The organism is Microbacterium sp. LWH11-1.2 (genome assembly GCF_038397745.1).
In the GTDB taxonomy this organism is placed as follows: Bacteria; Actinomycetota; Actinomycetes; order Actinomycetales; family Microbacteriaceae; genus Microbacterium.
In genome coordinates, this window is record NZ_CP151636.1 from 992,784 (window position 1) to 1,018,564 (window position 25,781).

Sequence of the window (25,781 nt, forward strand, 5' to 3'; positions counted from 1 at the left end):
CGGCTCCGACCGGGGCGGGGTCGCCTCAGGCTCGATGCTCGGACTCAGGAATTCGGAATCGATGTCACCGCGACGGTCCAGAGAGCGGTGCTCTCGGCCGAGCCGGTGATCACGATGTCCTCGTTCGCTCCGACGTCGAGCATGTTCCGCGACCCCGGATCGTCCGGATCGCCCTGGCATGCCTGCGTCACTGCGGCGGCCCCGATGATCTCGACCACGACGTCTCCCTCGCCGACGCACAGGATGTACAGAGCCACCCGCCCCGTCGGGTTGTCGAAGGGTCCGGCCTGCGCCGAGCCTCGCATCGCGGGGAGCTCGCCGACGAGATTCTCATCCCGGGGGATCGAGACCGTCAGCACGTTCGATGTCGGCGGGTCGGATGCTGTCGCGGTCGGCGCGGAACTCGGACTCGCGGACGGTGCGGATGCCGGATCCGGGGTCAGCGGCGCGCAGGCGACGAGCGCACCCGCCACGAGGAGCACCGAGACCGCGCCTGCGTGAACCGCCTTCATCCGTCCTGTCCCCTCGCGACCTTCGCAGCCGCACCAGGGAGAGCGTACGGTCGCGCGCCCCGTCGTGTCTGTCGGGTCTTCGGGGGACACGACTACCCCTGCCGCAGCTCCTTCAGCGCCTGCACGACCAGGTCGTGATCGTCGGCCGAGGGCAGGCCGGAGACCGTGGCGACGGCCACGACACCGACGCCGGTCACCCGGACGGGAACCGCCCCGCCGGCGACGGCGTACTCGGCGGGGTCCAGCCATCCCGGCTCGAACATGTCGCGTCCACCGGCGGCGACCCGGGCCTCCAGTAGTGCCGTGCTCGTCTCAAAGCGGAACGCCGTCGCAGCCTTCCGCCGCACCCACTCGTCGTTGTCGGCCGTCGCGCCCGGCATCGACGCATGGAAGAGGATGCCGGATGCCGTGCGCACATCGATCGCCACCGGATGCCCTGCGGCGAGCGCGCGCTCCGCGATCGAACTGCCGAGTCGCCACGCATCGCGCCGGTCGAATCGGGGAAGGTCGAGCGCGAGGTGCTCGGCTTCGAGCCGTGCCAGCCATCCATCGTCGGTCATGGTCCGATCCTCTCACCACGCTCCGGCGTCTCGGGCTGTGCGTCTCGCGCCGCGCCAGAGCTCACTCGTCGACCGCGGTCCCACCGCCGAGCGCGCGGCGGGCCTGCTCGAGTGAGCGGAGCGCCTCGACCCTGGTCGACGCACCTTCTCCTGTCGCGACGATCTCTCCGCTGGCGGCCCGCAGCCGCCAGCGGTACGCGCCCGCAGCATCCTGAGAGATCTCGAAGCGCCCTCGAGGCCCGTCGGCCGCCTGGGCGAGCTCCGCCGCGACCTCACGATTCCCGATGTCGCCGAGGATGCTGGTGCGCAGCCGCTCCGCCGTATCGGCATCCGCACCCGGCGACAGCGACGAGAGAACGCTCACGGCCGTCGCACGATCCTCATCGGTCACCCACTGCTCGTTCGTCAGCGCCTCGATCAGCATCAGCCCGGTGCGGGCTTCCCTGGCATCCGTGCTCAGCGCCAGTGCGTACGCCTGCTCGAATCGCTGCGACCACTGCGCGCGGGCATCGGTCGCCTGCTGGTTCCGACGGGTGAGGAGGAAGGCGATGACCGACCACACGAGTCCGCCACCGGCCACGACCGCAGCGATCACCGCTGCGATGAGCGTCGCCTCCGAATCGGTCACACGGCCACCCTACTGTCGGCGGACGCGCGGACGAAGGCCTCAGAGCACGTCCTCGATCGCCGCGAAGGTGCGATCCGGATCCTCCAGATGCATGTCGTGATGGATGCCGGCGAGACGGCGGATGTCCCATCCCTCGCCTTCGAGCGCTGTGGCCATGGCGTCGGACAGGACGGCCGGTGACTCGTCAGAGAGGACGATCGTCGACGGCACGGCGGGCGGGGCGATCGCGATCGGGTGGAACGCCACCTCGCGGAAGATCCCGATCGCCATCTTGGCGTCGAACTGCTGCTGCGCCTGCTTCATGATTTCGCGGATGCTCGGATCCAAGGCCGCGCGTTGGGGCGCGCTCCGCCGCGCCTGAAGCAGACCCATGGCGCCGAGCGAGAGCGGCGGCACGGCCCAGAATGCCCGGCCCTTGAACCCGGTTGTGGGGAGCGAGAGTTCGAAGCCCGGGTCGAGGTAGATCGCGCGCTCGGGCTGGAGGCGCGCGACGGCGCGCACGAGCACCGCTCCCCCGAGCGAATGACCGACCACGCTGTGGAGTCCGGTCGGGAGGGCTTCGACGACATCGCCCGCGAGGTCGTCGAGCGGGTACGACGGCGCGCGGTCGCTCTCGCCGTGCCCACGGAGGTCGATCGTGGTGACGGTGTAGCGGCCGGTGGTCAGCATCCGGTCGATGAGCGGCTGCCACGTCGCTCCCGCGCCGCCGAGCCCATGGATCAGTCCGACGTGGCGTTCGCCGGATCCGGTGGTGGTGGAGTGGAGGCGCATGGGAGTCATTCTTCCCGGTTTGCCCGACGTCAGCCGATGATCTTGCCGGGGTTGAGAATCCCGGCGGGATCGAGCGCGGCCTTGACTGCTCGATGCATGTCGAGCACGGGGGGAAAGAGCTCGGACCGGAGTCCCTCGCGCTTCAGAAGACCCACGCCGTGCTCTCCGGTGACGGTGCCGCCGAGCGCGAGGGCATCATCGATGATCTCCGTGAACGCCTTCTCCGCACGTGCGCGGGCCTCGGCATCTCCGGGCGGAACGACGAGGAGCGGATGGAGGTTGCCGTCGCCGGCGTGCGCGATGTTGGCGATGAGCACGTCGTTGGCCCGCCCGATGGCCTCGATGCGGCTGAGCATCTCCGGGACCGAGCCCTTCGGAACGCACACGTCTTCCGTCAGCACGGGCCCGAGACGTTCGAGTGCCGGATACGCCAGACGCCGAGCAGCGAAGAGCGCCTCGCCCTCGGCTTCGTCCGTGCTGCGGTCGGCCCAGGTGGCACCGCCGCGTCGGAACGCGGACAGCATCGCGACCGCCTCCTCCTCGCCGGCGACCCCCGGGGTGTCCACGCGTCCGAGCAGGACGACGGCGGCATCGGCCGAGAGCCCCATGTTCTTCCACTCGTCGACGGCCCGCAGACAGTTGCGGTCGATCAGCTCGAGCGCAGACGGCGTGAGGCCTGCTGCTGCGACCTCGCGCACAGCACGGCCTGCGTCGGTGAGCGAGTCGAAGAACCCGGCGATCGTCTGCTCGGGCGGGCGCGCCGGACGAAGCCGCACCGTGATCTCCGTGACGATGCCGAGGGTGCCCTCCGAGCCGACGAGAAGACCCGTCAGGTCGTAGCCGGCGACGCCCTTCGCGGTGCGTCGACCCAGCCGGACGAGATCCCCCGTGCCGGTCACGACCTGCATCCCGAGCACGTAGTCCCGGGTGACGCCGTACTTGACGCAGCAGACGCCGCCGGCGTTCGTCGCCACGTTGCCGCCGATGGTCGACCAGGGCGAGCTGGCCGGATCGGGCGGATACCAGAGGCCGTGCTCCGCGACCCGCGCCCGGAGGGCATCGTTGATCACTCCTGGCTGCACGACGGCGAGGCGTTCGAGTTCATCCACCTCGAGCACGGCATCCATACGCTCCAGCGCGATCACGACGCAGCCGGTGATCGCATTCGCGCCGCCCGAGAGCCCGGTCCCCGCCCCGCGGGCGACGACCGCCGTGTCGTGACGCAGGCACGCCTGAACCGTCGACTGCACCTCCTCGGGCGTATGCGGTCGCACGAGGCAGACCGGCAGCGCCCACTCCGCCCACTCGGCGTCGTCGTGCGCGTAGCTCTCGAGCACGTCGGGGTCGGTCGTGACACGGTCGGCGGGGAGAACCGCCGCGAGGTCGGCGAGGAGCGCGGACTCACTCACGATCGTCATCGCCGCGGGCAGATCCCGAACGCGTGTGACAGGTCTTCACGTAGCTCAGGAACGATGCCTGCAGCCCGGTCACGTGAGTCTCATGCAGCAGGGCCTTCGACACGTCTCCCGAACGCCCGCGAGCATGCAGCTCCTCCACGACCGTGAGCAGATTGCGCCCGATCTCGCGATAGATGGGGATCGACCCGAGCAGTTCGGCCTCGTTCAGCGTGACGTGCAGCCGGGCCGATGAGCCTCGGTCGGGCTCCGACAGGGCGGCTATCAGGGGGAAGACCTGGCTGTTCGTGGCGGCGACGCCGGGGCTGCCCGCACCGAACGTCGTGAACAGAGGCGTCTCGCGCAACCAGGCGTACAGCGCGAAGAGACCGCCGTACGAGTAGCCGAAGAGTCCATGACCGGAGTCGCTGACCCGCACCTTCGACTGCAGGAGCGGATGGAGCTCCTCCGTCAGGAACGAGAGGAAGGCATCGGCATGGGTGTCGGCCAGGTGAGCGAGGTACGTGTCCATGTGCTCCTGGGTCATCGCCCCGGAATCACGAGCGGCGGTGAGAGTCCGCACCATCTCGTCGCTGACCGGTTCACCCGGCGGCACGAGATCTCGGTTGCGCAACTGCGCCCACTGCGCGGCTTCCTCGCCGGCATACCCGATGCTGACCTGGATGTACGGAGCGACGGTGAGGTACGGATCCGCCTGGGTGACGATGAGCGGGGCGGTGAGCCCAACGGCGAAGTTGCCGTCGACCACGTAGATCAGAGGTAGGGGATCGGCGGACTCCGCGTAACCAGGAGGCGTCGTCACCCAGACGCCGTAGCGGTTGCCCGAACGTGCCGTGACCTCGAGGTATTCCGTATCGGCCAGGCAGCCGTTCAACATCTCGCTCATCGGGTGTCTCCCTTCATGATGCGGCCGTCCTTCACGACGAAGGCGGCCATGTCCGGATCCGCGAAGACGTGGGCGTCCTCGAGCGGGTTCCGCGCCCAGGCGACCATGTCGGCCGCCATCCCCACACGGATCGTGCCGACACGGTCCCCGATGCCGAGGATGTCGGCGTTGACGCTGGTCGCCGAGACGAGCGCGCGCATGGGCGACTCCAGCTCGGCGCGCAGTCGAAGCTCCTCCCCTCGGCGGTGCTGAGCGGGACCGAGCAGATCCGAGCCCAGACCGATGCGCACCCCCGCTTCACGGGCGATCCTGAGCGCCTCGACCATGCGCCGGCGGGTGCCGGCGATGCGGTCGCGCGTCGACGGGTCCACGTCCAGGCCGTCCGGGTTCATGATCTGTTCGATCACCGCGAACGTGGGGACGAGCGCCACGTCGTGCTCCCGCATGAGCGCCGCGGTCGGCTCGTCGATGCCGGTGCCGTGCTCCACGCAGCGCACGCCCGCTTCCACGGCGTTCCGGATGCCGGCGTTGTTGTGCGCGTGCACGGTGACGTAGGTGCCGCGCGCGGCGGCCTCCTCCACCGCTACAGCGATCTCCGCGGTCGTGAACTGCGTGTCGTCGAGGCGATCGTGGCCTCCGACGACGCCGCCGGTGACGCACAGCTTCAGGAAGGTCGCGCCACGACGGAACGACTCCCGCACATTGCGTCTCAGTTCATCGGCATTGCCCGACATGAGCGACAGAGCAGCGAGGCCCGGGATATGGTGCGTCTCCCACAGCTCGGTCGGCTCCCACGCGGCGCCGTAATACCCGTGGCCACCGGTCTGACACTGCACGGGTCCGCACGACAGCACGCGCGGACCGCGCATCTTGCCCTTCGCGATGACGTCCACGACTCCCCCGTCGATGCCGCCGGTATCGCGCACCGTGGTGAAGCCCGCGTCGAGGGTGCGACTCGCCGTGGTGAAGATGTCGGCGGCGATCTCCGCAGCCGAGAGCTGAAAGCCGAACTGTGCGCGGATCGGGCTCGAGAGTCCGAGGTGCACGTGGGCGTCGATCAGCCCGGGAGTCAGCAGCATGCCGTCGAGGTCGACGGTCCTCGCGCCATCCGGAGCGGAACCGATCCGGGTGATGACGCCGTCCTCCACGCACACGTCCGCTTCGGAGGGCGCCGCGCCGGACCCGTCGGCGATGACGCCGCCCGCGAACCAGATCTCGTTCATTGAGCCTCTTCCGACGACCACCCGGTCCTCACCAGTGGTGAATTCGTTGTACGCTAACGTACTCAACAGTGGTGAAAGTGTCAACGGAGGCAGCATGCGAGCATCGGTCGGAGAAGGAAGGGCGCGGCTGCTGCAGGCGCTGTTCGATGAATTCGGCGAGAACGGCCCGACCCCCAACCTGTCGATGCGTCAGGTGGCGGAGCGGCTCGGCGTGCACCACACGCTCCTCACCTACCACTTCGGGTCTCGACCGGCGCTGCTGAGCGCCGTGCTGTCCGAAGCGCGCCGTCGCGACAACCTCGTGATCGCCGCGGCAGGGGATGAGCTCGGCTTCGTCGACATGCTCCGTGCCATCTGGGGCTTCTACGCCACCACGGCGCACGAGGAGCGGACGCGGGCTTTCTTCCATCTGATCGGGCTGGCGGTGTACGAGCGCGGCGCCTTCGACGGGTTCGTCGCCGACCTCGACGACCTCACCCGCCTTCTCGAGGCCGCTGCCCGCCGCGACGGACTGAAAGAAGCGGATGCCGTGCAGCAGAGCCTCATCGCGATCGCCTGCGTACGCGGACTGCTGCTGCAGCGGCTGCTGACTCCCTCCGACCAGGTCGACGCCGCCGCAGAGAAGTTCATCGCCTCCTTCGCGACAGCGGCACGCGGAATCGGCGACGCTCGGTAGCGGAATCACCTCGATCGAAAGGACGGAACAGCATGACCCCGGGATACTCCCACATCGTCATCGGCGCCGGAGCCGTCGGCTCCGCGACCGCCTACTGGCTGGCACAGGCCGGCGCGGAGCGCGTCCTCGTTCTCGAGCAGTTCGAACTCGGCCACGCCCTCGGCTCCTCCGGCGACCACTCCCGGATCATCCGGCGGGCCTACCATCGCGACGACTACACGGCACTCACCGACGCGATGTTCGAGGCCTGGGCCGAGGTCGAGGAGCGCTCCGGCCTGAAGCTGTACACACGGACCGGCGGGATCGACCTCGCTGCAGCGGGCAGCGCCGGAGCGGCCGAGATCGACCAGTACCGTCGCGCGATGGATGCCGCGGGCATCCGGTACGACGAACTGACGATCGACGACATCCGCACGCAGTACCCGCAGTGGACGGTGTCGGACGACACGATCGGGATCCACCAGGCGGACGGCGGCATCCTCGACATCCGCCGATCGGTCTCCGCCCATTCATCTCTCGCCCGGGCCGCCGGGGTCGAGTTCCGCTCCGGAACGGTCGTGACCGGGGTTCGTGTCGATGCGCACGGCGTCTCCGTCACGACGTCCGAGGGATCGTTCGACGGCGCCCATCTCGTCGTCGCGGCGGGCTCCTGGCTCGGCGATCTCATGCCCGACCTCGGCCTTTCGTTCTCCCTCACGCTGAGCCAGGAGCAGGTCGGGTACTTCTCGTCGCCGAACCTCTCGCAGTTCACGCCGGACAGGTTCCCGATCTGGATCCACCACAGCGACGAGGTGCACTACGGCTTCCCCGTCTACGGCGAGGCAGCGGTGAAGCTCGCCCGCGACATGCGCGGTCATTTCATCTCGCCGTCGGAGCGGTCGTTCGTCCCGGATGACGAGGAGCCGCAGCTGCTCCGCGACTTCCTGCGCACGTACCTCCCGGCGGCCGACGGACCGCTGCTGCTGAGCAGGACCTGCCTCTACGACATGCCCGCGGACCGGGACTTCGTGCTCGACACCCTGCCGGAGCATCCGCATGTCGCCGTCTTCAACGGGGCGGGGCACGCGGGCAAGTTCGCAAGCCTGGTCGGGCGAATCCTCGCCGACCTGCTCACCGTCGGCCGCACGGCGCACGACATCTCGTCGTTCAGCCTGCGCCGGCCCGCGATCGTCGACCCCGACTTCGTGCCCCTGTTCCGGCTGGGGACGGAAAGCGGTGCGACGAGCGCGGCGACAGGCGCGGCGTGAGCGGATCAGGCCGCTCGCGCGAGCCAGGTACGCGGCGAGTGTCCGAGGCGCTGCGCGAATGCGCGGGAGAAGGCTGACGCGCTCGCGTAGCCGAGCTCGGCGGCGATCGTGCTCACCGACATCCCGGCGCGCAGGTTCTCCTGCGCGATCGTCAGCCGCCATTCGGTCAGGTAGTCCACGGGGGTCTGTCCGACCACCTCTTTGAAACGCGAGGCGAAGGCGCTGCGCGACATCCTGGCTTCACGCGCCATCGTCTCCAGCGTCCAGGACTCCCCCGGTGCTTCATGAACGGCGACGAGGGCGGGCGCGAGCCGTTCATCGGCGAGGCCCGACAGCAGGCTCTGCTTCAGGGCGATGTGCGCGGGATTGTCGAGCATCCATCGGAGCAGCTGGATGAGCACGACCTCGAACAATCGGTCCGCCAGGATCGGATGGCCGCAGCGCACATTGTCGACCTCGGAGAAGAGCAGGTCGAGCGCAGGACCGAGCGTGGCCACCTCATCGAGCGGGAGGATGATGACCGGCGGCAGCGCCTGGACGAGCGGATGCGTGGCGCCCCCGTCGAAATCGAGGGTCGCGCAGGTGAAGTCGGACTCCTCGGTCGGTGCGTTGAGGAATGAGTGGTCGCTCGGACGCGGGAAGAAGAGCACGCTCGGGCGAGTGATCTGCACGCGCACGGTCGCTCCGCGCTCGTCGGTGAGCGTCAGCTCCATCTGGCCGTGGCGGAGCACATGCAGAAAGCCGCGATCGGCTTCAGCCGGAAACGCGGTCACTCCGCAGAGCGGACCGGCATGGAACAGCCGTGTCCGGACGCGGAATCGCTGCAGCAAGGGAGTGAGGCGGTCGACGGAGGCCATGTGGTCAGTTTGTGGACGATTCGTCAAGAAGTCAAGACGTTATGGTGCGCATCGTCTCGCTTTGGGCGGAAGGCTGGAGGCAAGCCCGAATCGGGGCCTCATCTTCCCAGCAAGGAGCATCATGCCCAACGTCCCTCTCATCGACCGCGACACCGCCACGGGAGCAGTCAAGGAGAATCTCGACCAGATCACCGCGGCGTTCGGCACCGTGCCCGCCATGTTCAAGGCTGTGGCGAACTCACCCGCTGCCCTCGCGAGCATGTGGGGATCCTTCGGGGCCTTCGGCACCGGTGCACTCGGCGCAGCGCTCGGCGAGCAGATCGCGGTCGCGGTCGCCGACCGCAACTCCTGCGAGTACTGCCTTGCGGCTCACACCGCCCTGGGCAAGAAGGCCGGCCTCTCGCGCGATGCTCTCACCGCGGCGCAGAACGGCCGGTCCGACGACCCGAAGACGGCAGCCCTGCTGGACTTCGCCCTCAGGCTCGTGAACGACCGCGGTCAGCTCTCCGCGGCCGACGTGCAGGCAGTGCGCGATGAGGGCTGGAGCGACGAGCAGATCGTCGAGACCATCGGGCAGGTCGCACTCAATCTGTTCACGAACTACGTGAACATCGCGCTCGACGTTCCGATCGATTTCCCTCACGTCCCGCTCCGTCGCGCGAACTGACCGCTCGCGGGGCCACGCCTCTTCTCTCCTTCCACGCTCGACGAAAGGCAGTCCCATGACCGACTCCTGGCTTCCGACCCTGCGGACCGAGACCCCCGAGGAGGGATACGCCCTCGCCGTCAAACTCTCCCGAACCGCGGTCAAGCTCACCCAGCCCTCAGCCGAGGTTCGCGAGCGGGTCCGCGCCGACTACGCCGAGGACTTCGGGGCGCTCGTCGCCATCTCGCATGTCGTCGCGACGAACTTCCATACCGTCGCGGCGGCCAACGGATTCTGGCGGTCCTGACCGCCTGATCCCCAAGGGGCCTCACTCGCGCTCACCAACGAATGAAGGCCGGAACCCTCCGGGCCCGGCCTTCATTCGTTACTGTGCGCGAGGGGGGACTTGAACCCCCACGTCCTTACGGACACTGGCACCTGAAGCCAGCGCGTCTACCATTCCGCCACTCGCGCGAGTGGTCTCGTTCCGAAGAACTCAACTTCCCGAGGATATCACGCGATTTCGGCCTCTTCGCACACCCGGAAACCGTCATCGGCGGCGTTCCCCCAGGTCACCTGGCTACGATGTCCCTACCGGTCAGCATGCCAGAGGAGCCCAGTGGGACTACTTGACAGCTTTGAGAAGGGTCTCGAACGCGCAGTCAACAGCGCGTTCGCGAAGACCTTCCGTAGCGGCATCCAGCCCGTGGAGATCGCTTCGGCGGTCCGTCGTGAAGCAGACACGAAAGCGGCGGTCGTCAGCCGCGACCGCATCATCGCGCCCAACAGCTTCGTGGTGCGTCTGAGCACCGACGACGCCGAGCGCATGCGGAGCCTCGGCGGAGCCCTCACCGAAGAGCTGCACGCGCTGCTGAACAAGCACGCCAAGTCCCAGGGCTACAGCTTCTCCGGGCCGCTCTCGATCAGCCTCGAGGCCGACGACAAGGTCGCCACCGGCACGGTCCGCGTCGACTCCGGAACGGTCGAGGGCCGCGTCAGCTGGCAGGCCGTCGTCGACGTCGACGGCCGTCGCCACTCGCTCTCGCGCGCCCGCACCGTGATCGGGCGTGGTTCGGATGCCGACATCACCATCGCGGATGCCGGTTCGAGCCGCAAGCACGTCGAGATCCTCTGGGACGGCGAGCGCGCCATGATGCGCGACCTGGGCTCCACGAACGGCACCAAGGTCAACGGCCAGAAGCTCCGCGAAGCCGCGCTCCCCTCCGACACCACGATCACCATCGGCCGCACCGACCTGGTGTTCAAGATCGTCCCCGTGTCGGCGCCGTCGCGCCCGACCGACGACTCCACCCGCGCGTTCGGAGGCTTCGGATGAGCGAACTGATCCTCCTCCTGCTGCGCGTCGGGTTCCTCATCGTCCTGTGGTTCTTCGTGTTCGGCGTCGTGTACTCGCTGCGCGCCGACCTGTTCGGCGTGAAGGTGCGCAAGCTCCCCGCCGAGGCGACCGCCGGGGCTGCCGCTTCTCCGGTCGCTCCGGCGAAGCCCGCGGCGGCGTCTCGCCCGGCATCCGCGAAGCCGTCGACGGGACCCGCGACGATCGCGACGGCGAAGCGCCTGGTCATCACCTCCGGACCGAAGACGGGCCTCGAGCTCCCCCTCGGCGCCGACTCGATGACGATCGGCCGCTCGAGCGAGTCGGCGCTCGTGATCCGCGACGACTACACGTCGAGCCATCATGCGCGCCTCATGCTCCGAGGCGACGCCTGGGCGATCCAGGACCTCGATTCCACGAACGGCACCTTCGTCGCCGGCCAGCGCGTGACCGGCGGACCCGTCAACCTCTCGCTCGGCACCCCTATCAAGGTGGGCGCCACGACCTTCGAGCTGCGAGCCTGACCCCGGCATGGTCTTCGAAGGCTCGAGCGTCGCGATCTCCCACACCGGGAAGGTCCGCTCCAACAACCAGGACTCCGGCTACTCCGGAGCGAACCTGTTCGTCGTCGCCGACGGCATGGGCGGCCACGCCGGAGGCGACGTCGCCTCGAGCATCGCGATCCACCGCCTCGAGCCCCTCGACCAGCCCTACGCGTCCACCGAAGACGCGCAGGCGTCTCTCCAGGCGGCGGCGACCACCGCAGCGGGCGATCTCATCCGCGCCGCGAAGGACCGACCGGAGCTCGCCGGCCTCGGCACCACGCTCAGCGCGATCATCATGGTCGACGAATACGCGGTCATCGGCCACATCGGCGACTCGCGCATCTACCTCTACCGCGACGACGCGCTGACCCAGATCACGGCCGACCACACCTTCGTGCAGCGCCTGGTCGACTCCGGTCGCATCACGCCGGAAGAAGCCCGCTACCACCCGCGCCGCTCGGTGCTCATGCGCGTGCTGAGCGACATGGACTCCGACCCCGAGCTCGACATGTTCGTCATGCACACGCAGCCCGGCGACCGCTGGCTGCTCTGCTCCGACGGCCTGTCCGGCGTGGTCGACGAGGCCCACATCCTCAAGGCGATGCAGCTCGGCCTCGCCCCCGGGCGCACGGCCGACAACCTGCTCAAGCAGGCCCTCGACGGCGGTGCCCCCGACAACGTGACGATCGTGCTGGTCGACGTCGGCGGACAGCATCCGATCCACACCGGCACCGCGACCGTCGTCGGCTCGGCGTCGAACCCGTCCGGCGTCTACGTGCCGCCCGTGCGCCCGACGCGCGGCAACTGGCTGCACCCGGTGCGTCAGGCCGCCAACGAGCCCAGCCACTTCGAGCCGGCCCCCGAGTACCTCGAGGAGCTCATCGAGGAGGATCGTCGTCGCGCCAAGCGCCGCCGCCTCGGCTGGATCGCGGGAGTCCTCGTCGTCCTCGTGATGCTCGGTGTCGCCGCGTTCGCGGCCTACAGCTGGACGCAGACGCGGTACTTCATCGGCGCCGACGACGACAGCGTCGTGATCTTCCAGGGCGTGCAGCAGAACATCGGTCCGATCACGCTGTCGACCCCGCTCGAAGACACCGACATCCTCCTGGCGAACCTGCCCCCGTACCAGCGGGCATCCGTCGAGCGCACGATCACGGCCCGCTCGCTCGCCGACGCGATGGCCATCGTCGACCGTCTGCGCGCCGGCGCCGACGCGAACGCCATCGAGCAGACGCCCCTCCCGACTCCGCTGCCCACGCCCGTCCCGACTCCGGAAGAGACACCCGCCGGCGGAGGTGAGGGATGAGCACCGACGTCGCCGCCGACACCAGCGTCATCAAGGCCCTCAAGCGCATCCGGATGCCGCAGACGCAGCGCAACCGCGAGTTCTGGCTGCTGCTCTTCGCGTGCGCGATCAGCGGTGCGGCGCTGACCCTCGTCCAGCTCGGCGCACTCGGCGTGATCGACCCGGTCGTGCTCGCGATCGGCGGCGGACTCGCGGTGCTCGCCTTCGCCCTGCACTTCGTGCTGCGCGTCGTGGCCGCCGACGCAGACCCGTTCGTCGTGCCGATCGCGACCCTGCTCAGCGGCATCGGCATCGCGATGATCTACCGCATCGACATCGCGAAGGCGAACACGGGCTGGGACGCCTACTCGACCAAGCAGCTCGCCTGGACGGCGATCTCGCTCGCCGGCGCGATCGCCGTGGTCATCCTGCTGCGCAACTACCGCGTCCTGTTCCGCTACACCTACATCTTCGGCCTCACCGGCATCGTGCTGCTCCTGCTGCCCTTCGTGCCGGGCCTGCGCATCGACGACGCGAACGCGGCCGTGTGGGTATCGCTCGGCGGCGTCTTCGCCTTCCAGCCCGGTGAGCTGGCCAAGATCGCCCTCGCGATCTTCTTCGCCGGCTACCTGGTGCGCACCCGCGAGAGCCTCACGTCGGTGGGCAAGCGCGTGCTCGGCATCACCTGGCCGCGCATGCGCGAACTCGGGCCGGTGCTGGTCGTCTGGGTCATCTCGCTCGGCATCATCATCTTCCAGCGCGACCTCGGCACCGGAACCCTCATCTTCGGCATGTTCGTCGCGATGCTGTACGTCGCGACGGGCAAGACGAGCTGGGTGCTCATCGGTCTGACCCTCGTGGTCGCCGGCGTCGCCCTCGCCACCCAGATCCTCAGCTACGTGCAGGGACGCTTCATCAACTGGCTTTTCCTGTTCGACTCCTCGCAGGTCGACCCCGACGGCGCCGGCTACCAGCCCATGCAGGGCCTGTTCGGACTCGCCCGCGGCGGCCTCATCGGCACCGGCTGGGGTCAGGGCCGCCCCGAGATCACACCGCTCGCGCACAGCGACTACATCATCACAAGCCTCGGCGAAGAGCTCGGCCTGATCGGGCTGTTCGCGATCCTCTGCCTCTACATGGTGTTCGTCAGCCGCGGCATGCGCATCGGTCTCGCCGGTCAGGACGACTTCGGCAAGCTCCTCGCCACCGGGCTGTCGTTCACGATCGCGCTGCAGGTGTTCATCATGGTCGGCGGCGTGACGCGCATCATCCCGCTGACCGGTCTCACGACGCCGTTCCTCGCGGCCGGCGGCTCGTCGCTCGTCGCGAACTGGCTCATCGTGGCGCTCCTGCTGCGCATTTCCGACGGCGTGCGCCGCCAGCCCCGGGTGGTGATCGGATGACAAAAGAGCTCCGCCGCCTCAGCATCGTGATGCTGTTCATGTTCATCGCGCTGTTCGCCGCGAGCAGCTGGATCCAGGTCGTCGAGGCCGACAGCCTCGCCCAGAACAGCCACAACAAGCGCACGCGCCTGGACAGCTACGAGATCCAGCGCGGATCGATCATCGTCGACGGCGCCGCGATCGCGACCTCGGTCCCGAGCGACGACCAGTACCAGTTCCAGCGGGTCTACTCCGACGCGCCGATGTGGGAGCCGGTGACCGGCTGGTTCAACCCGGCGCTCGGCTCCGCGACCGGCATCGAGGAGGCGATGAACGCCGACCTCTCCGGAACGGGCTCGAACGCCTTCCTCGCCGAGGTCGAGCGCATCCTCTCCGGCCAGCCGCAGCGCGGCTTCAGCGTGGAGCTGTCGCTGAACACCGCCGCACAGCAGGCCGCCTACGACGCGCTCCAGGGCTACCAGGGCGCGGTCATCGCGATCGAGCCGGCGACCGGGCGCATCCTGGCCATGGTCTCGACTCCGGGCTTCGACACGAACCTGCTGGCCTCGCACGATGCGGATGCCGCCAACGCGACCTACGACCAGCTCGAGTCCGATCCCACCAAGCCGCTCTCCAACCGCGCGCTCCGGGGCGACCTGAACCCTCCGGGCTCGACGTTCAAGCTCATCACCGCCGCCGCCGCGTACGCGAGCGGGGAGTGGACACCCGACTCGACCCTGCCGAACCCTTCCCGTTACACGCTCCCCGGATCCTCCAACACGGTGTCCAACGCCTGGGGCGGAACCTGCGGGTCCGGCGACACGGTCACGATCGCCGAGGCGATCCGCTTGAGCTGCAACATCCCGATGGCGGAGCTCGCCGTCGAGCTGGGCGACGACCGGATCCGCGAGATGGCGGAGAAGTTCGGTTTCAACAAGAGCTTCTCGACGCCGCTCGAGTCCACGCCGTCGAGCTACCCTCGGGCCCTCGACGACGCGCAGACCGCGCTCTCCGGATTCGGGCAGGGCCAGGTCACCGCGACGCCGCTGCAGATCGCCATGCTGGCCGCCGGCATCGCCAACGACGGGGTCGTCATGAACCCGCAGATGGTCGACGCCGTGATCGGCAACGACCTCTCGGTCATCCGCTCGTTCGAGAACAGCGAGTTCGGCCGGGCGATGGAAGCGGAGACGGCCGACCAGATCACCGCATCCATGGTCGCGAGCGTCTCAAACGGCGCCGCGCAGGGTGCAAGAATAGACGGGATCGACGTGGCGGGTAAGACCGGGACGGCAGAGAACGGAAACAGGCCGCACACGTTGTGGTTCACCGGTTTCGCACCGGCGGACGACCCCGCGGTCGCAGTAGCGGTCGTCGTCGAAGACGGCGGCGGACAAGGGCAGTCCGGAAGCGGCGACACCATCGCCGCTCCGATTGCGAAGAAGGTCATAGAGGCGGTGCTGGGCAGATGAGACCGACGCAGGGTGTGTCGTTCGGTGGTCGCTACGAGCTGCAGTCGCGAATCGCGATCGGCGGCATGGGCGAGGTGTGGGAGGCGACGGATCACGTCATCGGACGTACCGTCGCGATCAAGATCCTCAAGGACGAGTACATGGGGGACCCCGGGTTCCTCGAGCGATTCCGCGCCGAGGCGCGGCACGCGGCTCTCGTCAACCACGAGGGCATCGCCAGCGTGTTCGACTACGGCGAGGAGAACGGCAGCGCGTACCTCGTGATGGAGCTCGTGCCCGGTGAGGCGCTGTCGACCGTGCTCGAGCGCGACGGCGCGCTGAGCGCCGACAAGACGCTCGACATCGTCGCCCAGACGGCATCCGCTCTGCAGGCCGCGCACGCCGCCGGTCTCGTGCACCGCGACATCAAGCCGGGCAACCTGCTGATCACGCCCGACGGCCGCGTCAAGATCACCGACTTCGGCATCGCGCGCATCGCCGACCAGGTGCCGCTGACCGCGACCGGTCAGGTCATGGGCACCGTGCAGTACCTGTCGCCGGAGCAGGCGTCGGGCCACCCGGCGTCCCCCGCGACCGACACGTACTCGCTCGGCATCGTGGCGTACGAGTGCCTCGCGGGCAAGCGTCCGTTCACGGGCGAATCGCAGGTCGCAATCGCGATGGCGCAGATCAACGAGCAGCCTCCGCCGCTGCCGCCGACCGTGCCGATCCCGGTGCAGAACCTCGTCATGGCGATGATCGCCAAGAAGCCGTCCGACCGGCCGTCGTCCTCGGCGACCGTGGCGCGTGCCGCGCAGGCCCTGCGTCGCGGTGACCTGAACTCCGCAGCGATCGCCGTGCCGGCGATCGCCACCGGCGGGATCGCGGGGAACGACGACGCGACCCGGATGCTGTCCGCCACCGGTGATGAGGGCGCCACCCGCATCCTCCCGACCACCGCCCAGCTCCCCACCGAGGAAGCGGCGGAGGAGAAGGAGAAGAAGAAGCGCAGCCCGTGGACGTGGCCGCTGATCGCCCTGATCGCGCTGCTCGTGATCGTGCTCGGCGGCACCATCTGGGCGCTGTCGCAGCAGGGTGACCCGAACGCCGACCCGACGGGGTCGCCGACGACCTCGGCGCCGCCGAGCAAGACACCCACGCCCACCCCGCCACCGACGCCCAAGGAGACGCGTGTCGATGTGACCGCGCTGAACCTCGGCGGCATGGACTGCGGCGGCGCGACCGCGACGCTCACGGGCGCCGGATTCGTCAGCGACATCACGTGCGTCGACGGCGACCCGGCTCCGAGCGACGGCGAGGTCGGCAAGGTCTACAACGTGGCGCCTTCGGGCAACGTGCTCACCACCACGCCGATCGTGCTCACGGTCTACGCGGCTCGCACCGCCCTGCCCACGCCGACGGATGCCCCCACGATCACGGGTGACCCGGTCGCCGGAGGCACTGTGACGGTCGCGTGGGGCACCGGCTTCACCTGCCCGAGCGGCTCCACCCTCTCGGGCTACGTCGTCTCGGTGCAGAACGGCACGTTCGTGTCGGGCGGCCCCACCTTCCAGCCGACGCAGCGCAACACGCAGATCAAGGTGGCGGATGCCGCGGGCCAGCAGCTCATCGTGACCTACCAGGGCATGTGCTCCGGCGGCGATCAGCGCACCTCTGACGCGTCGCCCCCGCTGTCGGTCACGATCACGGCCCCGGGCGGGGACGGCGAGGGTGACGGCGACGGCGGAGCCGCCGGGTAGCCTAGTTCCAGCTCAGTCATCGTCGTTCCAAGGGGGGTATTCCGTGTCCACAGAGCCGCGCGTTCTCGCGGGTAGGTACCGCGTCGACGAGCTCATCGGGCACGGCGGCATGGCGAAGGTCTACCGCGGATACGACCTGACGCTCGGTCGCGCCGTCGCGATCAAGATCCTCGACCCCGACCTGGCCCGTGACACGGCGTTCCGCACCCGGTTCCGTCTCGAGGCGCAGGCGGCGTCGCGCATGGCGCACCCGTCGATCGTGCGCGTCTTCGATGCCGGCGACCCCTCCTCGAGCGCGCATTCGACAGGCTCAGCGACCCAGGCGGATGAGGATCCGCCCTACATCGTGATGGAGCTCATCAGCGGAACCCTGCTGAAGGACATCATCGCCCGGGGACCCGTGCCCGTCGACGACGCCGTCCGCTACGTCGACGGCATCCTCGAAGCCCTCGACTACTCGCACCGGGCAGGCGTCGTGCACCGCGACATCAAGCCCGGCAACGTGATGGTCACCGACAAGGGCCAGGTCAAGGTGATGGACTTCGGCATCGCCCGAGCCGTCTCCGACTCCTCGTCGACGGTCGCCGAGACCACGCAGATCATCGGCACGGCCGCGTACTTCTCGCCCGAGCAGGCGAAGGGCGAGCCGGTCGACGCGCGCGCCGACCTGTACTCGACCGGTGTCGTCCTGTACGAGCTGCTCACGGGACGACAGCCGTTCCGCGGCGAGTCCCCCGTGGCTGTCGCCTACCAGCACGTCAGCGAGACGCCGGTCCCGCCGACCGAGGTCAACGAAGACGCACCGGGCGCACTCGACCCGATCGTCCTGCGAGCCCTCGCGAAGGATCCGTACCAGCGGTTCCCGGATGCCGCGCACTTCCGCTCGGCACTGGACTCTGCGCTCACCGGGGCCGCTCCCACGCGCAAGCAGGTCGGCGCGCTGACCAGCGAGCTCTACGGTCCGAGCCCTCGCCAGGCGCAGGAGACGGCGCGCTCGCTGCGTCAGCTCAGCACCGACACGACGATGGCCCGCACGCAGTCCGGTCCTCCGGTCGCGTGGATCTGGGCCGGCGTCGCCCTGCTCGCCGTGCTGCTGGCCTCGGTGCTGTTCTGGGTCGTCACGATCAGCATGCGTCCTCCCGAGGTGCCCAGCTCCTCGAAGGTCGTCCCCGACCTCGTGAACGTCTCGTCCGAGCGAGCGCAGGACGACCTCGCGGCACTCGATCTCACCTCGACCATCGTGATCGAGTCGAGCTCGGAGATCGCCGAGGGGAACGTCATCCGCACCGATCCGGAAGCCGGCGTCGCCGTCGAGGCGCGCACGGCCGTCACGCTCTACGTGTCATCCGGCGAGGATGTCGTCGTCGTCCCGCAGCTGGAGGGCATGGCGCTCACCGATGCGAAGAAGGCCCTGGCCGATGCGGGTCTCCAACTCGGCACGGTGGTGCAGCGCAACGACAAGGGCACGAAGGCCGACACCGTGATGACGGCCAGTCAGGCGGCCGACGCGGAGGTTCCTCCGGGGACCGTCGTCGACCTGGTCGTCGCGAGCGGCAAGGTGACGCTGACGGACCTCACCGGCTGGACGGTGGATGCCGCCTCGACGAACCTCACCGATCTCGGACTCACCCCCACGCCCGTGGAGGCGGCGGACTGCCCGGCCACGAAGCCGGCGACCGTCCATTCCATGTCGGTCGCACCGGGTGACGTGCCCATCGGCTCAGCGGTCGAACTCCGGTTCTGCACCGGACCGTAGCGCGTCGCAGGCCCTGGGTCCCTGAGCCTGTCGAAGGGCGCTGAGCCTGTCGAAGCGCGCTCGGCGCACGTCAGCGGGAGAGCGGATGCAGGTGCTCGGAGAGCGCCACGGCATCCGTGTCCCCGCACATCTCGAGCCAGTTCGCGAGGAGTCGGTAGCCGCCCTCGGTGAGCACGCTCTCGGGGTGGAACTGCACGCCGTGGATCGGGAGGTCGCGGTGTGCGAGACCCATCACGGTGCCGGTCTCCGTCCACGCGGTCACGACCACGTCGGCCGGAAGAGCGGATGCCGCGAGCGACAGCGAGTGGTAGCGCCCGGCGTCGAACGGAGAGGGGATGCCGGCGAAGAGCGCGGATCCGTCATGCCTCACGGCCGAGACCATGCCGTGCATGAGCTCCGGAGCCTCGGTCACCGCCGTGCCGAACACCTCGCCGATCGCCTGATGGCCGAGGCAGACGCCGAGCAGCGGCATCCGCAGGCGCATCGCCACGCGGACCGCATCCATCGAGGCCCCGGCGTCGGCGGGGGTGCCGGGCCCTGGCGAGAGCAGCACCGCATCGAATCCGGGGAGAAGCTGCTCGAGGGCGTCGGCATCCGTCGCATCCGACTCGATCATCGTGGTGTCGGCGCCCAGCTCGTGAAGGTACCCGACCAGGGTGTGCACGAAGCTGTCGTGGTTGTCGACCACGAGGACCCGCGTCATTCGACGTCGACCTCGCCCGGCGTGATGAGCGGGCTCACCCAGGGGAACACGTACCAGAACAGCCCGTAGAGCACGGCGGCGATCACGACGAGCAGGATGATCACCCGCACCCACCAGGGACCGGGGAGCAGGCGCCAGAGTGCGGAGTACATCAGTCTTCTCCCTCGGAGGCATCCATGGTCAGATCGACGGTGCGGCCGGGGGCGGCGGCGGGTCGGTGAGGGCGGGAGGCGGGCCTTCGGCCCGCGGCTGGAAGCTCTCGAACACCCCGTAGGCGACGATGCGCTCGGCGAGCGAGTACAGCGGGGAGCAGGCCGTGAGCGTGATGTACTGCTCGCCGGTCTGCTGCTCGGGCATCTGAGGCACGTCGGCCAGCACGTCGGTCTGGGTCGGCGTGACGTACTCGAGGTTTCGGAACCGGTAGGTGTACCAACCGTCGGCCGTCTCGACGACGATCGCGTCGTTCAGCTGCAGCTTGTCGAGCTGGTTGAACGGCTTGCCCCAGGTGGTGCGGTGACCGGCCATCGAGAAGTTCCCGGCTTCGCCCGGCATCTTGGAGTTCTTGTAGACGCCGATCCCCAGTTGGTCGAGCGTGCCCGCTCTGCTGGTGCCGCCCCAGATCCCGAAGTTGTAGTCGGCGCCGAAGCGCGGGATGTGCATCTGGGCGAACCACTCGCCGTCGGCCGGGGCCGCGGGGATCGGAGCCTGGTACACCGTCGCACCGTCGTCGGTCTCGATCAGCGGGGGCGGCTCGGGGGCCTCGCCCTGCGCGAGCTGCTGCGACATCGCGGCACCCTCGTCGTTCTTCTGGGCGCTGATGATGATGTCGCCGATCCACATCTGCCACGCGACGAACAGCAGCACGACGACGCCGGCGGTGAGCAGGAGCTCGCCGAGAACGCTCGCGAAGGTCGCGCGGGAGCGCGGGCGCTCGCGTCGCGGGCGTCGCCCCCCAGGCACGACGGATGCAGTCATGGCGCGATCTTATCGTCCGCAGCTGGCCGCCGGACGAAGGTCTGGGTGCGGGATAGGCGTCATGGGTAGAATGTCGGCATGGCACGTGAGCGTAAGACCGAAGAACCCGCCGTCGAGCGCGCCGAAGGCGAGGCAGCTCCCAACGCCGTGTGGTTCAAGCCGGTGATGATCGGCTTCATGCTGCTCGGCCTCGCATGGATCCTCGTGTTCTACATCTCCGGCATGCAGTTCCCGATCCCGGGACTCGACAACTGGAATCTGGCCATCGGTCTCGGCATCGCTCTCATCGGGTTCCTCATGACCACCCGCTGGCGCTGACCCGCCTCCGAGTTCTTCCGAATGGCCCCTCGCATCGCGAGGGGCCTTTCGTTTCCCCTGCCTCGAGTCGGCTTCGAATAAGGCGGCCACGTCCGACCGTCCCCCCAAGAAGTTATCCACAACCTTGTGCACAGCCTGGGGAGAATTACACCGGTGTTATTCACAGGGTCATTCACCCTGTCGACACGCGTGGATCAGGCCAGGATGATGAGCGGCGGCACGAAGGCCACGACCACGATCAACAGCACCGTGACGGCGGCGAGCAGCACGATCTGCCAGACGCGCTGTTCTCGGCGCTTGGTGCGGGTGAAGATGAAGGCGATCAGCGCACCGATCACGAGCCCGCCGAGGTGCGCCTGCCAGGCGATGTTCTGCGAGAACACGAACCCGTAGACCAGGTTGATGCCGAGGATGACCAGGAGCCCGGTGACGTTGGCGCCGATGTGACGGCCGATGATCAGCAGCGCCGCCATGAGACCGAAGATCGCGCCGGACGCACCGACCGTCGACGTTCCCGGGGCGATGACCGCAACCGCGACGGACCCGCCCAGACCGCTGATCAGATACAGCGCGAGGAAGCGGGCGCGGCCGAGCATGGGCTCGAGGCTCTGCCCCAGCATCCACAGGGCGAGCATGTTCAGCGCCAGGTGGATGAAGCCGCCGTGCACGAACATCGCGGTCAGCAGCCGCCAGGGCTCGAAGGGCAGGGCGAAGAGGTTCGGATAGAGATACGGTGCGGCGAAGAGCAGGGTGCTGGTGATCTCACGCCCGATGCCGGGGATGAGCTGCACCAGGCCGATGAACGAGGTGACGGCGAGCAGGATGTAGGTGACGAGAGGCCTGCCGCTGCGGGCGAGCGTCATCGTCGTGCTGGAGCTCCTCGCGCCCCAGCGTCGCTGCGCGCGCTTCTGCGCGGGGGTGCGATTCTTCTGCTGCTCCTTCATGCACTCCGGGCAGATCACGCCGACGGGTGCCTGCGTCTGGCACTCGGGGCAGATCGTGCGGAGGCAGCGCTGGCAGAGCACGAAGCTCTGCCGACCCGGATGCCGGTAGCAGAAGTTGTCGCGGTTGTCCGCGAACTCAGGCGTCGTCATCCGGATCGGCCGCAGCTGTCGTCAGGCCGCGACGATGTCGATCGACTGCAGCACGACCGGCTCGATCGGGCGGTCGCCCGCCGCGGTCGGAACGGCGGCGATCGCGTCGACGACGGCCTTGGAGGCGTCATCCGCGACCGCGCCGAAGATCGTGTGCTTGCCCTGCAGCCACGGGGTCGGGTCGGTGGTGATGAAGAACTGCGAGCCGTTGGTGCCCTCGGGCTTGCCGGTGATGGCGTTGCGGCGGAGGCCGGCGTTCGCCATCGCGAGGATGTAGGGCTCGTTGAAGTCGAGCTCCATGTTGATCTCGTCGTCGAAGTTGTATCCGGGACCGCCGACGCCCTGTCCGAGCGGGTCGCCGCCCTGGATCATGAAGTTGGGGATGATGCGGTGGAAGATGACGTCCTTGTAGAGAGCGCCCTCGCCCGGCTTGCCGGTGGCGGGGTGCGTCCACTCCTGGGACCCGTCGGCCAGGCCGACGAAGTTCTTGACCGTCTTCGGAGCGTGGTCGCCGAAGAGGTTGATGACGATGTCACCGTGGTTGGTGTGCAGAGTTGCGACGTGGGAAGCGTGAGCCATGTGCCCATTCTCGCAGAGCTTCCGATGAGTTCGCCCGTTCACGGCGCGCCCGCGGCGGGGCACGTACGCTACCGCTCGGCTCGTCCGTTGGCAAGGGGACGCAATTTCCCGACTCCCACCCAGCCTCGTCTGGCAAGATGGGGAACCCGCACTGCAATGGACAGGAGAACATCGTGAGCCTCAGCCGCAAGCGGAAGAAGGAACTGCGTCGTCTGCAGAAGGAAGCCACCCAGCTCTGGGAGTCGCAGCAGGTCGTCGTCGGCCACGCCGCAGACGTCGCCCGTGAGGCGAGCCGTCAGCTCGGCAGCCTCGGTCGCGAGCAGGTGCTCCCCGTCGTTCAGGACACGTACAACCGTCGCGTCGCCCCCGTCGTCGACCAGGGCGTGAAGATCGGCCGTCACGTCGTCGACGACAAGGTCGTCCCGATCGTCGGCGGTGTCGTCGGCAGCGCTCTCACCGCGTGGGACTACGCGAACGCCAAGCGTCACGGCGTCGCTGCCCCGGCACCCCGCGGAGCGTTCGGCAAGAAGCAGAAGTCGGGCCCCGGGCTCGGTTCGGTCGTCGCGATCATCCTCGGCGCCGCAGCCGCCGTCGGCGTGCTCTACGCCGCCTGGCAGGCACTCCGCGCCGACGACGAGCTCTGGGTCGCGGACGACCCGCTCTCCGCGCCGGACGCGTGACCTCGCCTGATCTCCCCTCCGTCGCCTCGGGTGCCGGAGGGGATCGGCATGCCCGGGTGCGGGATGCGGCGGCCGCTCGCGGCCTGACCATCGACATCCGCGAGCGTCCCGCGGCGAACAGCCTGTTCGAAGCCGCCGAGCTGCTCGGCATCGATCCGTCGGGGATCGTCAAGACCCTCGTGGTGAAGCGGTCGGACGACACGTACCTGTTCGCGCTGGTGCCCGGTGGTCGCTCGATCTCCTGGCCGAAGCTGCGCGCGCTGGTCGGCGTCAACAAGCTGCGCCTTCCGGAACCGGAGCTGGCTCTCGCGGCGACGGGGTACGAGCGCGGGACGATCGTGCCGATCGGCAGCACCACCGACTGGCCCGTGTACGCGGACGAGACGATCGTCGGTCAGCGCATCGCCATGGGTGCCGGCGCGCACGGCTTCAGCCTCTTCGTCGAGGCCGACGACCTGATCGCCGCCTACGGCGCCACGGTCGCCGACATCTCGGTGCCGGAAGAGCGCTGATCGCCGGGATGGGTCGCTGAGCGATCTTGGGTCGCGTCAGGGACCCAGAGCCGGGTCAGAGGATGCCGGCCATCCGCAGCGCGATGTCGACGAGCTTCACCCGCTGCAGTTCGGCGACCGCCTTCAGCGGGAACCACTCGGCCATGTCCGTGGACCCGTCGGCCTCGAAGGTGAGCTTCCCGCCGGTGACCTCGGCGCGGTAGACGATGCGCAGGGTGTGCAGGGGCACGGCGGCCTTGTGCACGCGCCGGCTGGCGGGGATCACCCGGGAGTGGATGCCGAGCAGCTCGCCGACCTTGACCGAGTAGCCGGTCTCCTCGCGGAGCTCGCGCCGCACGGCATCCTCCGGCGCCTCACCGGGCTCGAGCCCGCCGCCGGGCATCGTCCACGCCACACGGCGTCCCTCGGTCCAGCGCGCGAGCAGCAGCCGGCCGTCGTCATCGGTGACGACCGCGTATGCCGCGACACGCAGGTCCATGCCACTCACCCTATCCGCCGCGTGAGACAGGGCCCGACCGTGAGTCGGACGACGAGGCGTCCGACTCACAGGATGCTCGGATCCGGGCTCAGAGCATCGCGGTCAGGACTCCGCCGTCCGCCCGCAGCGCGGCGCCGTTGGTCGCCGACGCACGAGGGCTCGCCAGGTACGTGACCATGTTCGCGATCTCGGCGGGCTCGATGAACCGCTCCAGCAGCGTGGTGCGGTTCTGCCCGATGATGGCCTGCTTCATGGCATCGGCGGGCAGCGCCTGCGCTTCGGCGACCGCCGCGACCGTGGCCGCCACGCCGTCGGAGTAGGTGGGTCCGCCGAGGACGGTGTTGACCGTGACCGCCGTGCCGCGGGTGAGCTTGGCGAGGCCGTTCCCCAGCGCGATCATCGCCGCCTTGGTGACGCCGTAGTGCACCATGTCCGCCGGCACGTTGACCCCGGACTCGCTGCTGAGGAAGATGATCCGTCCCCAGCCGCGCTCGATCATCCCGCCGAGCATCCGTCGGGAGAGCCGCACGCCGCTCATCACGTTGACGTCGAAGTACCGCTGCCACTCGTCATCGGCGACGGCGGCGAACTCGGCGAGGCCGAAGAGCCCCACGTTGTTGATCAGGATGTCGACGTCGCCGACCGCGTCCATCAGCGCAGTCACCTCCTCGGGCTTCGAGAAGTCCGCTGCCACTCCCGACACGGTGGCCGTCGGGTGCTCGCCGCGCAGTCGTGCCACCGCGGCGTCGACCCGCGCCGCGTCGCGTCCGTTGATCGTGACCGCGACGCCCTCTGCGGCGAGCGCGGACGCGACCGCATAGCCGATCCCCTGACTCGAACCGCTGATGAATGCCGACTTCCCCTGCAGACCCATGTCCATGACCACTCCCGTTCCTCGATGCCCACGCATCGTCGTTTTACTTGCTTAGGAAAGTCAATATACGCCCGTTTCACTTGCTTACGCAAGTCAAACGGGCGTCATCGTCGTGTCAGCATCCCGTACGCTGGCGTCATGCCCCCGCAGCCGAGTCACCACTCCCTCAGCGCAGAGAACCTGCAGACCTGGTCGGCCGTCGCCACGCTCCTGGAGCGATTGCCCGTCGCGCTCGACGCGCAGCTGCAACGCGACAGCGGCCTCACCCACTTCGAGCACGGCATCCTCTTCGCCCTCGACTCCGCCCCGGAGCGCACACTGCGCCTGAGCACGCTCGCCGGATACGCGAACAGCACGCTCTCCCGCCTGTCGCGGGCGATCTCCCGACTCGAGGCCAAGGGACTCGTCCGGCGACAGGTCGACCCGACCGACGGCCGCTTCACTCTCGGCATCCTCACCGACGAGGGTCACGAGGCGATCGTGGAGTCGACACCGGGGCATCATGCCCTCGTGCAGCGACTGGTCTTCGACGCGCTCACCGCCGCCCAGGCCCGCCAGCTCGGCGAGGCGAGCCGGCGCATCTCCGCCGCCATCGGTCCGGACGCGACCTGGTCGCCGGAGACCTGAGGCCGCGC

General features: G+C 68.9%; 30 protein-coding genes and 1 tRNA gene. 15 read left to right on the forward strand and 16 right to left on the reverse strand.

Going from position 1 to position 25,781, the window contains the following annotated elements:
- Nucleotides 1-44: 44 nt before the first annotated feature.
- The 7 genes from MRBLWH11_RS04665 to MRBLWH11_RS04695 form a co-directional block, all read right to left on the reverse strand.
- On the reverse strand, nt 45-512 hold the full coding sequence (locus MRBLWH11_RS04665) for a hypothetical protein (RefSeq protein ID WP_341946910.1): 468 nt from the start codon (nt 510-512) through the stop codon (nt 45-47).
- A gap of 92 nt (nt 513-604) precedes the next feature.
- Nucleotides 605-1,072, reverse strand: coding sequence for a heme-degrading domain-containing protein (locus MRBLWH11_RS04670; protein ID WP_341946911.1), 468 nt, complete (start codon nt 1,070-1,072; stop codon nt 605-607).
- Between the two features lie 61 nt (nt 1,073-1,133).
- A complete protein-coding gene (locus MRBLWH11_RS04675) occupies nt 1,134-1,700 on the reverse strand; it encodes a DUF1508 domain-containing protein (protein ID WP_341946912.1) in 567 nt (188 codons plus the stop codon).
- Nucleotides 1,701-1,739: 39 nt separating this feature from the next.
- Nucleotides 1,740-2,471 carry an alpha/beta hydrolase gene (locus tag MRBLWH11_RS04680; RefSeq protein WP_341946913.1) on the reverse strand — a complete coding sequence of 244 codons (732 nt, stop codon included), beginning with the start codon at nt 2,469-2,471 and terminating at the stop codon, nt 1,740-1,742.
- Nucleotides 2,472-2,500: 29 nt separating this feature from the next.
- Nucleotides 2,501-3,880 (reverse strand): FAD-linked oxidase C-terminal domain-containing protein, encoded by a 1,380-nt coding sequence (locus MRBLWH11_RS04685; RefSeq protein WP_341946914.1) that lies wholly within the window; start codon nt 3,878-3,880, stop codon nt 2,501-2,503.
- Nucleotides 3,873-4,772: an alpha/beta hydrolase-fold protein gene (locus MRBLWH11_RS04690; protein WP_341946915.1), complete on the reverse strand. Its 900-nt coding sequence runs from the start codon at nt 4,770-4,772 to the stop codon at nt 3,873-3,875. Before MRBLWH11_RS04690 ends, MRBLWH11_RS04685 begins: the two co-directional genes overlap by 8 nt.
- Nucleotides 4,769-5,995 (reverse strand): amidohydrolase family protein, encoded by a 1,227-nt coding sequence (locus tag MRBLWH11_RS04695; protein WP_341946916.1) that lies wholly within the window; start codon nt 5,993-5,995, stop codon nt 4,769-4,771. The genes MRBLWH11_RS04690 and MRBLWH11_RS04695 overlap by 4 nt, the downstream gene beginning before the upstream one ends.
- Before the next feature lie 94 nt (nt 5,996-6,089).
- Here MRBLWH11_RS04695 and MRBLWH11_RS04700 point away from each other — a divergent pair, with 94 nt between their 5' ends.
- Entirely contained in the window at nt 6,090-6,671 is a 582-nt protein-coding gene (locus MRBLWH11_RS04700; protein WP_341946917.1) for a TetR/AcrR family transcriptional regulator, read from the forward strand.
- A gap of 32 nt (nt 6,672-6,703) precedes the next feature.
- On the forward strand, nt 6,704-7,918 hold the full coding sequence (solA, locus tag MRBLWH11_RS04705) for an N-methyl-L-tryptophan oxidase (protein WP_341946918.1): 1,215 nt from the start codon (nt 6,704-6,706) through the stop codon (nt 7,916-7,918).
- Between the two features lie 5 nt (nt 7,919-7,923).
- On the opposite strand, the gene MRBLWH11_RS04710 is transcribed toward solA, so the two are convergent.
- Complete coding sequence (locus MRBLWH11_RS04710) at nt 7,924-8,775, reverse strand: AraC family transcriptional regulator (protein ID WP_341946919.1); 852 nt, start codon at nt 8,773-8,775, stop codon at nt 7,924-7,926.
- 121 nt (nt 8,776-8,896) lie between these two features.
- On the opposite strand from MRBLWH11_RS04710, the gene MRBLWH11_RS04715 reads away from it, so the two are divergent.
- Both MRBLWH11_RS04715 and MRBLWH11_RS04720 read left to right on the forward strand, forming a co-directional pair.
- Nucleotides 8,897-9,442 carry a peroxidase-related enzyme gene (locus tag MRBLWH11_RS04715; protein ID WP_341946920.1) on the forward strand — a complete coding sequence of 182 codons (546 nt, stop codon included), beginning with the start codon at nt 8,897-8,899 and terminating at the stop codon, nt 9,440-9,442.
- A gap of 55 nt (nt 9,443-9,497) precedes the next feature.
- Complete coding sequence (locus MRBLWH11_RS04720; RefSeq protein WP_341946921.1) at nt 9,498-9,728, forward strand: hexameric tyrosine-coordinated heme protein; 231 nt, start codon at nt 9,498-9,500, stop codon at nt 9,726-9,728.
- Between the two features lie 84 nt (nt 9,729-9,812).
- On the opposite strand, the gene MRBLWH11_RS04725 is transcribed toward MRBLWH11_RS04720, so the two are convergent.
- Nucleotides 9,813-9,895: transfer RNA gene (locus MRBLWH11_RS04725), tRNA-Leu, on the reverse strand.
- Between the two features lie 145 nt (nt 9,896-10,040).
- Here MRBLWH11_RS04725 and MRBLWH11_RS04730 point away from each other — a divergent pair.
- The 7 genes from MRBLWH11_RS04730 to pknB are packed head-to-tail and all read left to right on the forward strand — an operon-like array spanning nt 10,041 to nt 18,933.
- Nucleotides 10,041-10,757: a DUF3662 and FHA domain-containing protein gene (locus MRBLWH11_RS04730; RefSeq protein ID WP_116633310.1), complete on the forward strand. Its 717-nt coding sequence runs from the start codon at nt 10,041-10,043 to the stop codon at nt 10,755-10,757.
- Nucleotides 10,754-11,278, forward strand: coding sequence for an FHA domain-containing protein (locus MRBLWH11_RS04735; protein ID WP_341946922.1), 525 nt, complete (start codon nt 10,754-10,756; stop codon nt 11,276-11,278). The genes MRBLWH11_RS04730 and MRBLWH11_RS04735 overlap by 4 nt, the downstream gene beginning before the upstream one ends.
- Before the next feature lie 7 nt (nt 11,279-11,285).
- Complete coding sequence (locus tag MRBLWH11_RS04740) at nt 11,286-12,605, forward strand: PP2C family serine/threonine-protein phosphatase (protein WP_116633312.1); 1,320 nt, start codon at nt 11,286-11,288, stop codon at nt 12,603-12,605.
- Nucleotides 12,602-13,987 carry an FtsW/RodA/SpoVE family cell cycle protein gene (locus MRBLWH11_RS04745; protein ID WP_116633313.1) on the forward strand — a complete coding sequence of 462 codons (1,386 nt, stop codon included), beginning with the start codon at nt 12,602-12,604 and terminating at the stop codon, nt 13,985-13,987. Before MRBLWH11_RS04740 ends, MRBLWH11_RS04745 begins: the two co-directional genes overlap by 4 nt.
- Nucleotides 13,984-15,438 carry a penicillin-binding transpeptidase domain-containing protein gene (locus MRBLWH11_RS04750; RefSeq protein ID WP_341946923.1) on the forward strand — a complete coding sequence of 485 codons (1,455 nt, stop codon included), beginning with the start codon at nt 13,984-13,986 and terminating at the stop codon, nt 15,436-15,438. The genes MRBLWH11_RS04745 and MRBLWH11_RS04750 overlap by 4 nt, the downstream gene beginning before the upstream one ends.
- On the forward strand, nt 15,435-17,177 hold the full coding sequence (locus MRBLWH11_RS04755; protein ID WP_243408735.1) for a serine/threonine-protein kinase: 1,743 nt from the start codon (nt 15,435-15,437) through the stop codon (nt 17,175-17,177). The genes MRBLWH11_RS04750 and MRBLWH11_RS04755 overlap by 4 nt, the downstream gene beginning before the upstream one ends.
- A 43-nt stretch (nt 17,178-17,220) precedes the next feature.
- Nucleotides 17,221-18,933, forward strand: a complete 1,713-nt coding sequence (gene pknB, locus MRBLWH11_RS04760) for a Stk1 family PASTA domain-containing Ser/Thr kinase (protein ID WP_341946924.1) — start codon at nt 17,221-17,223, stop codon at nt 18,931-18,933.
- Between the two features lie 70 nt (nt 18,934-19,003).
- Here the strand turns inward: pknB and MRBLWH11_RS04765 are convergent, their stop codons facing one another.
- The 3 genes from MRBLWH11_RS04765 to MRBLWH11_RS04775 are packed head-to-tail and all read right to left on the reverse strand — an operon-like array spanning nt 19,004 to nt 20,611.
- Nucleotides 19,004-19,636, reverse strand: coding sequence for a gamma-glutamyl-gamma-aminobutyrate hydrolase family protein (locus tag MRBLWH11_RS04765; protein WP_341946925.1), 633 nt, complete (start codon nt 19,634-19,636; stop codon nt 19,004-19,006).
- Complete coding sequence (locus MRBLWH11_RS04770; RefSeq protein WP_165807956.1) at nt 19,633-19,788, reverse strand: hypothetical protein; 156 nt, start codon at nt 19,786-19,788, stop codon at nt 19,633-19,635. Before MRBLWH11_RS04770 ends, MRBLWH11_RS04765 begins: the two co-directional genes overlap by 4 nt.
- 28 nt (nt 19,789-19,816) lie before the next feature.
- Complete coding sequence (locus MRBLWH11_RS04775; protein ID WP_116633318.1) at nt 19,817-20,611, reverse strand: class E sortase; 795 nt, start codon at nt 20,609-20,611, stop codon at nt 19,817-19,819.
- A gap of 78 nt (nt 20,612-20,689) precedes the next feature.
- Here MRBLWH11_RS04775 and MRBLWH11_RS04780 point away from each other — a divergent pair, with 78 nt between their 5' ends.
- Complete coding sequence (locus MRBLWH11_RS04780) at nt 20,690-20,929, forward strand: cell division protein CrgA (protein ID WP_116633319.1); 240 nt, start codon at nt 20,690-20,692, stop codon at nt 20,927-20,929.
- 194 nt (nt 20,930-21,123) lie between these two features.
- On the opposite strand, the gene MRBLWH11_RS04785 is transcribed toward MRBLWH11_RS04780, so the two are convergent.
- Both MRBLWH11_RS04785 and MRBLWH11_RS04790 read right to left on the reverse strand, forming a co-directional pair.
- Nucleotides 21,124-22,023, reverse strand: coding sequence for a rhomboid family intramembrane serine protease (locus tag MRBLWH11_RS04785; RefSeq protein WP_341946928.1), 900 nt, complete (start codon nt 22,021-22,023; stop codon nt 21,124-21,126).
- A 21-nt stretch (nt 22,024-22,044) separates the two neighbouring features.
- Nucleotides 22,045-22,602: a peptidylprolyl isomerase gene (locus MRBLWH11_RS04790; protein WP_116633321.1), complete on the reverse strand. Its 558-nt coding sequence runs from the start codon at nt 22,600-22,602 to the stop codon at nt 22,045-22,047.
- Between the two features lie 173 nt (nt 22,603-22,775).
- Here MRBLWH11_RS04790 and MRBLWH11_RS04795 point away from each other — a divergent pair, with 173 nt between their 5' ends.
- Both MRBLWH11_RS04795 and MRBLWH11_RS04800 read left to right on the forward strand, forming a co-directional pair.
- Nucleotides 22,776-23,282: a DNA helicase gene (locus tag MRBLWH11_RS04795; RefSeq protein ID WP_116633322.1), complete on the forward strand. Its 507-nt coding sequence runs from the start codon at nt 22,776-22,778 to the stop codon at nt 23,280-23,282.
- 56 nt (nt 23,283-23,338) lie between these two features.
- Complete coding sequence (locus MRBLWH11_RS04800) at nt 23,339-23,794, forward strand: YbaK/EbsC family protein (protein ID WP_207769890.1); 456 nt, start codon at nt 23,339-23,341, stop codon at nt 23,792-23,794.
- Nucleotides 23,795-23,849: 55 nt separating this feature from the next.
- Here MRBLWH11_RS04800 and MRBLWH11_RS04805 read toward each other — a convergent pair whose 3' ends face one another.
- Both MRBLWH11_RS04805 and MRBLWH11_RS04810 read right to left on the reverse strand, forming a co-directional pair.
- Nucleotides 23,850-24,272: an NUDIX hydrolase gene (locus tag MRBLWH11_RS04805; protein ID WP_116633323.1), complete on the reverse strand. Its 423-nt coding sequence runs from the start codon at nt 24,270-24,272 to the stop codon at nt 23,850-23,852.
- Between the two features lie 88 nt (nt 24,273-24,360).
- Nucleotides 24,361-25,152 (reverse strand): SDR family oxidoreductase, encoded by a 792-nt coding sequence (locus MRBLWH11_RS04810; RefSeq protein WP_116633324.1) that lies wholly within the window; start codon nt 25,150-25,152, stop codon nt 24,361-24,363.
- A 132-nt stretch (nt 25,153-25,284) separates the two neighbouring features.
- Here MRBLWH11_RS04810 and MRBLWH11_RS04815 point away from each other — a divergent pair, with 132 nt between their 5' ends.
- The gene (locus MRBLWH11_RS04815; RefSeq protein ID WP_116633325.1) at nt 25,285-25,773 is read left to right on the forward strand and encodes a MarR family transcriptional regulator; all 489 of its coding nucleotides are present in this window, start codon (nt 25,285-25,287) and stop codon (nt 25,771-25,773) included.
- Nucleotides 25,774-25,781: the final 8 nt, after the last annotated feature.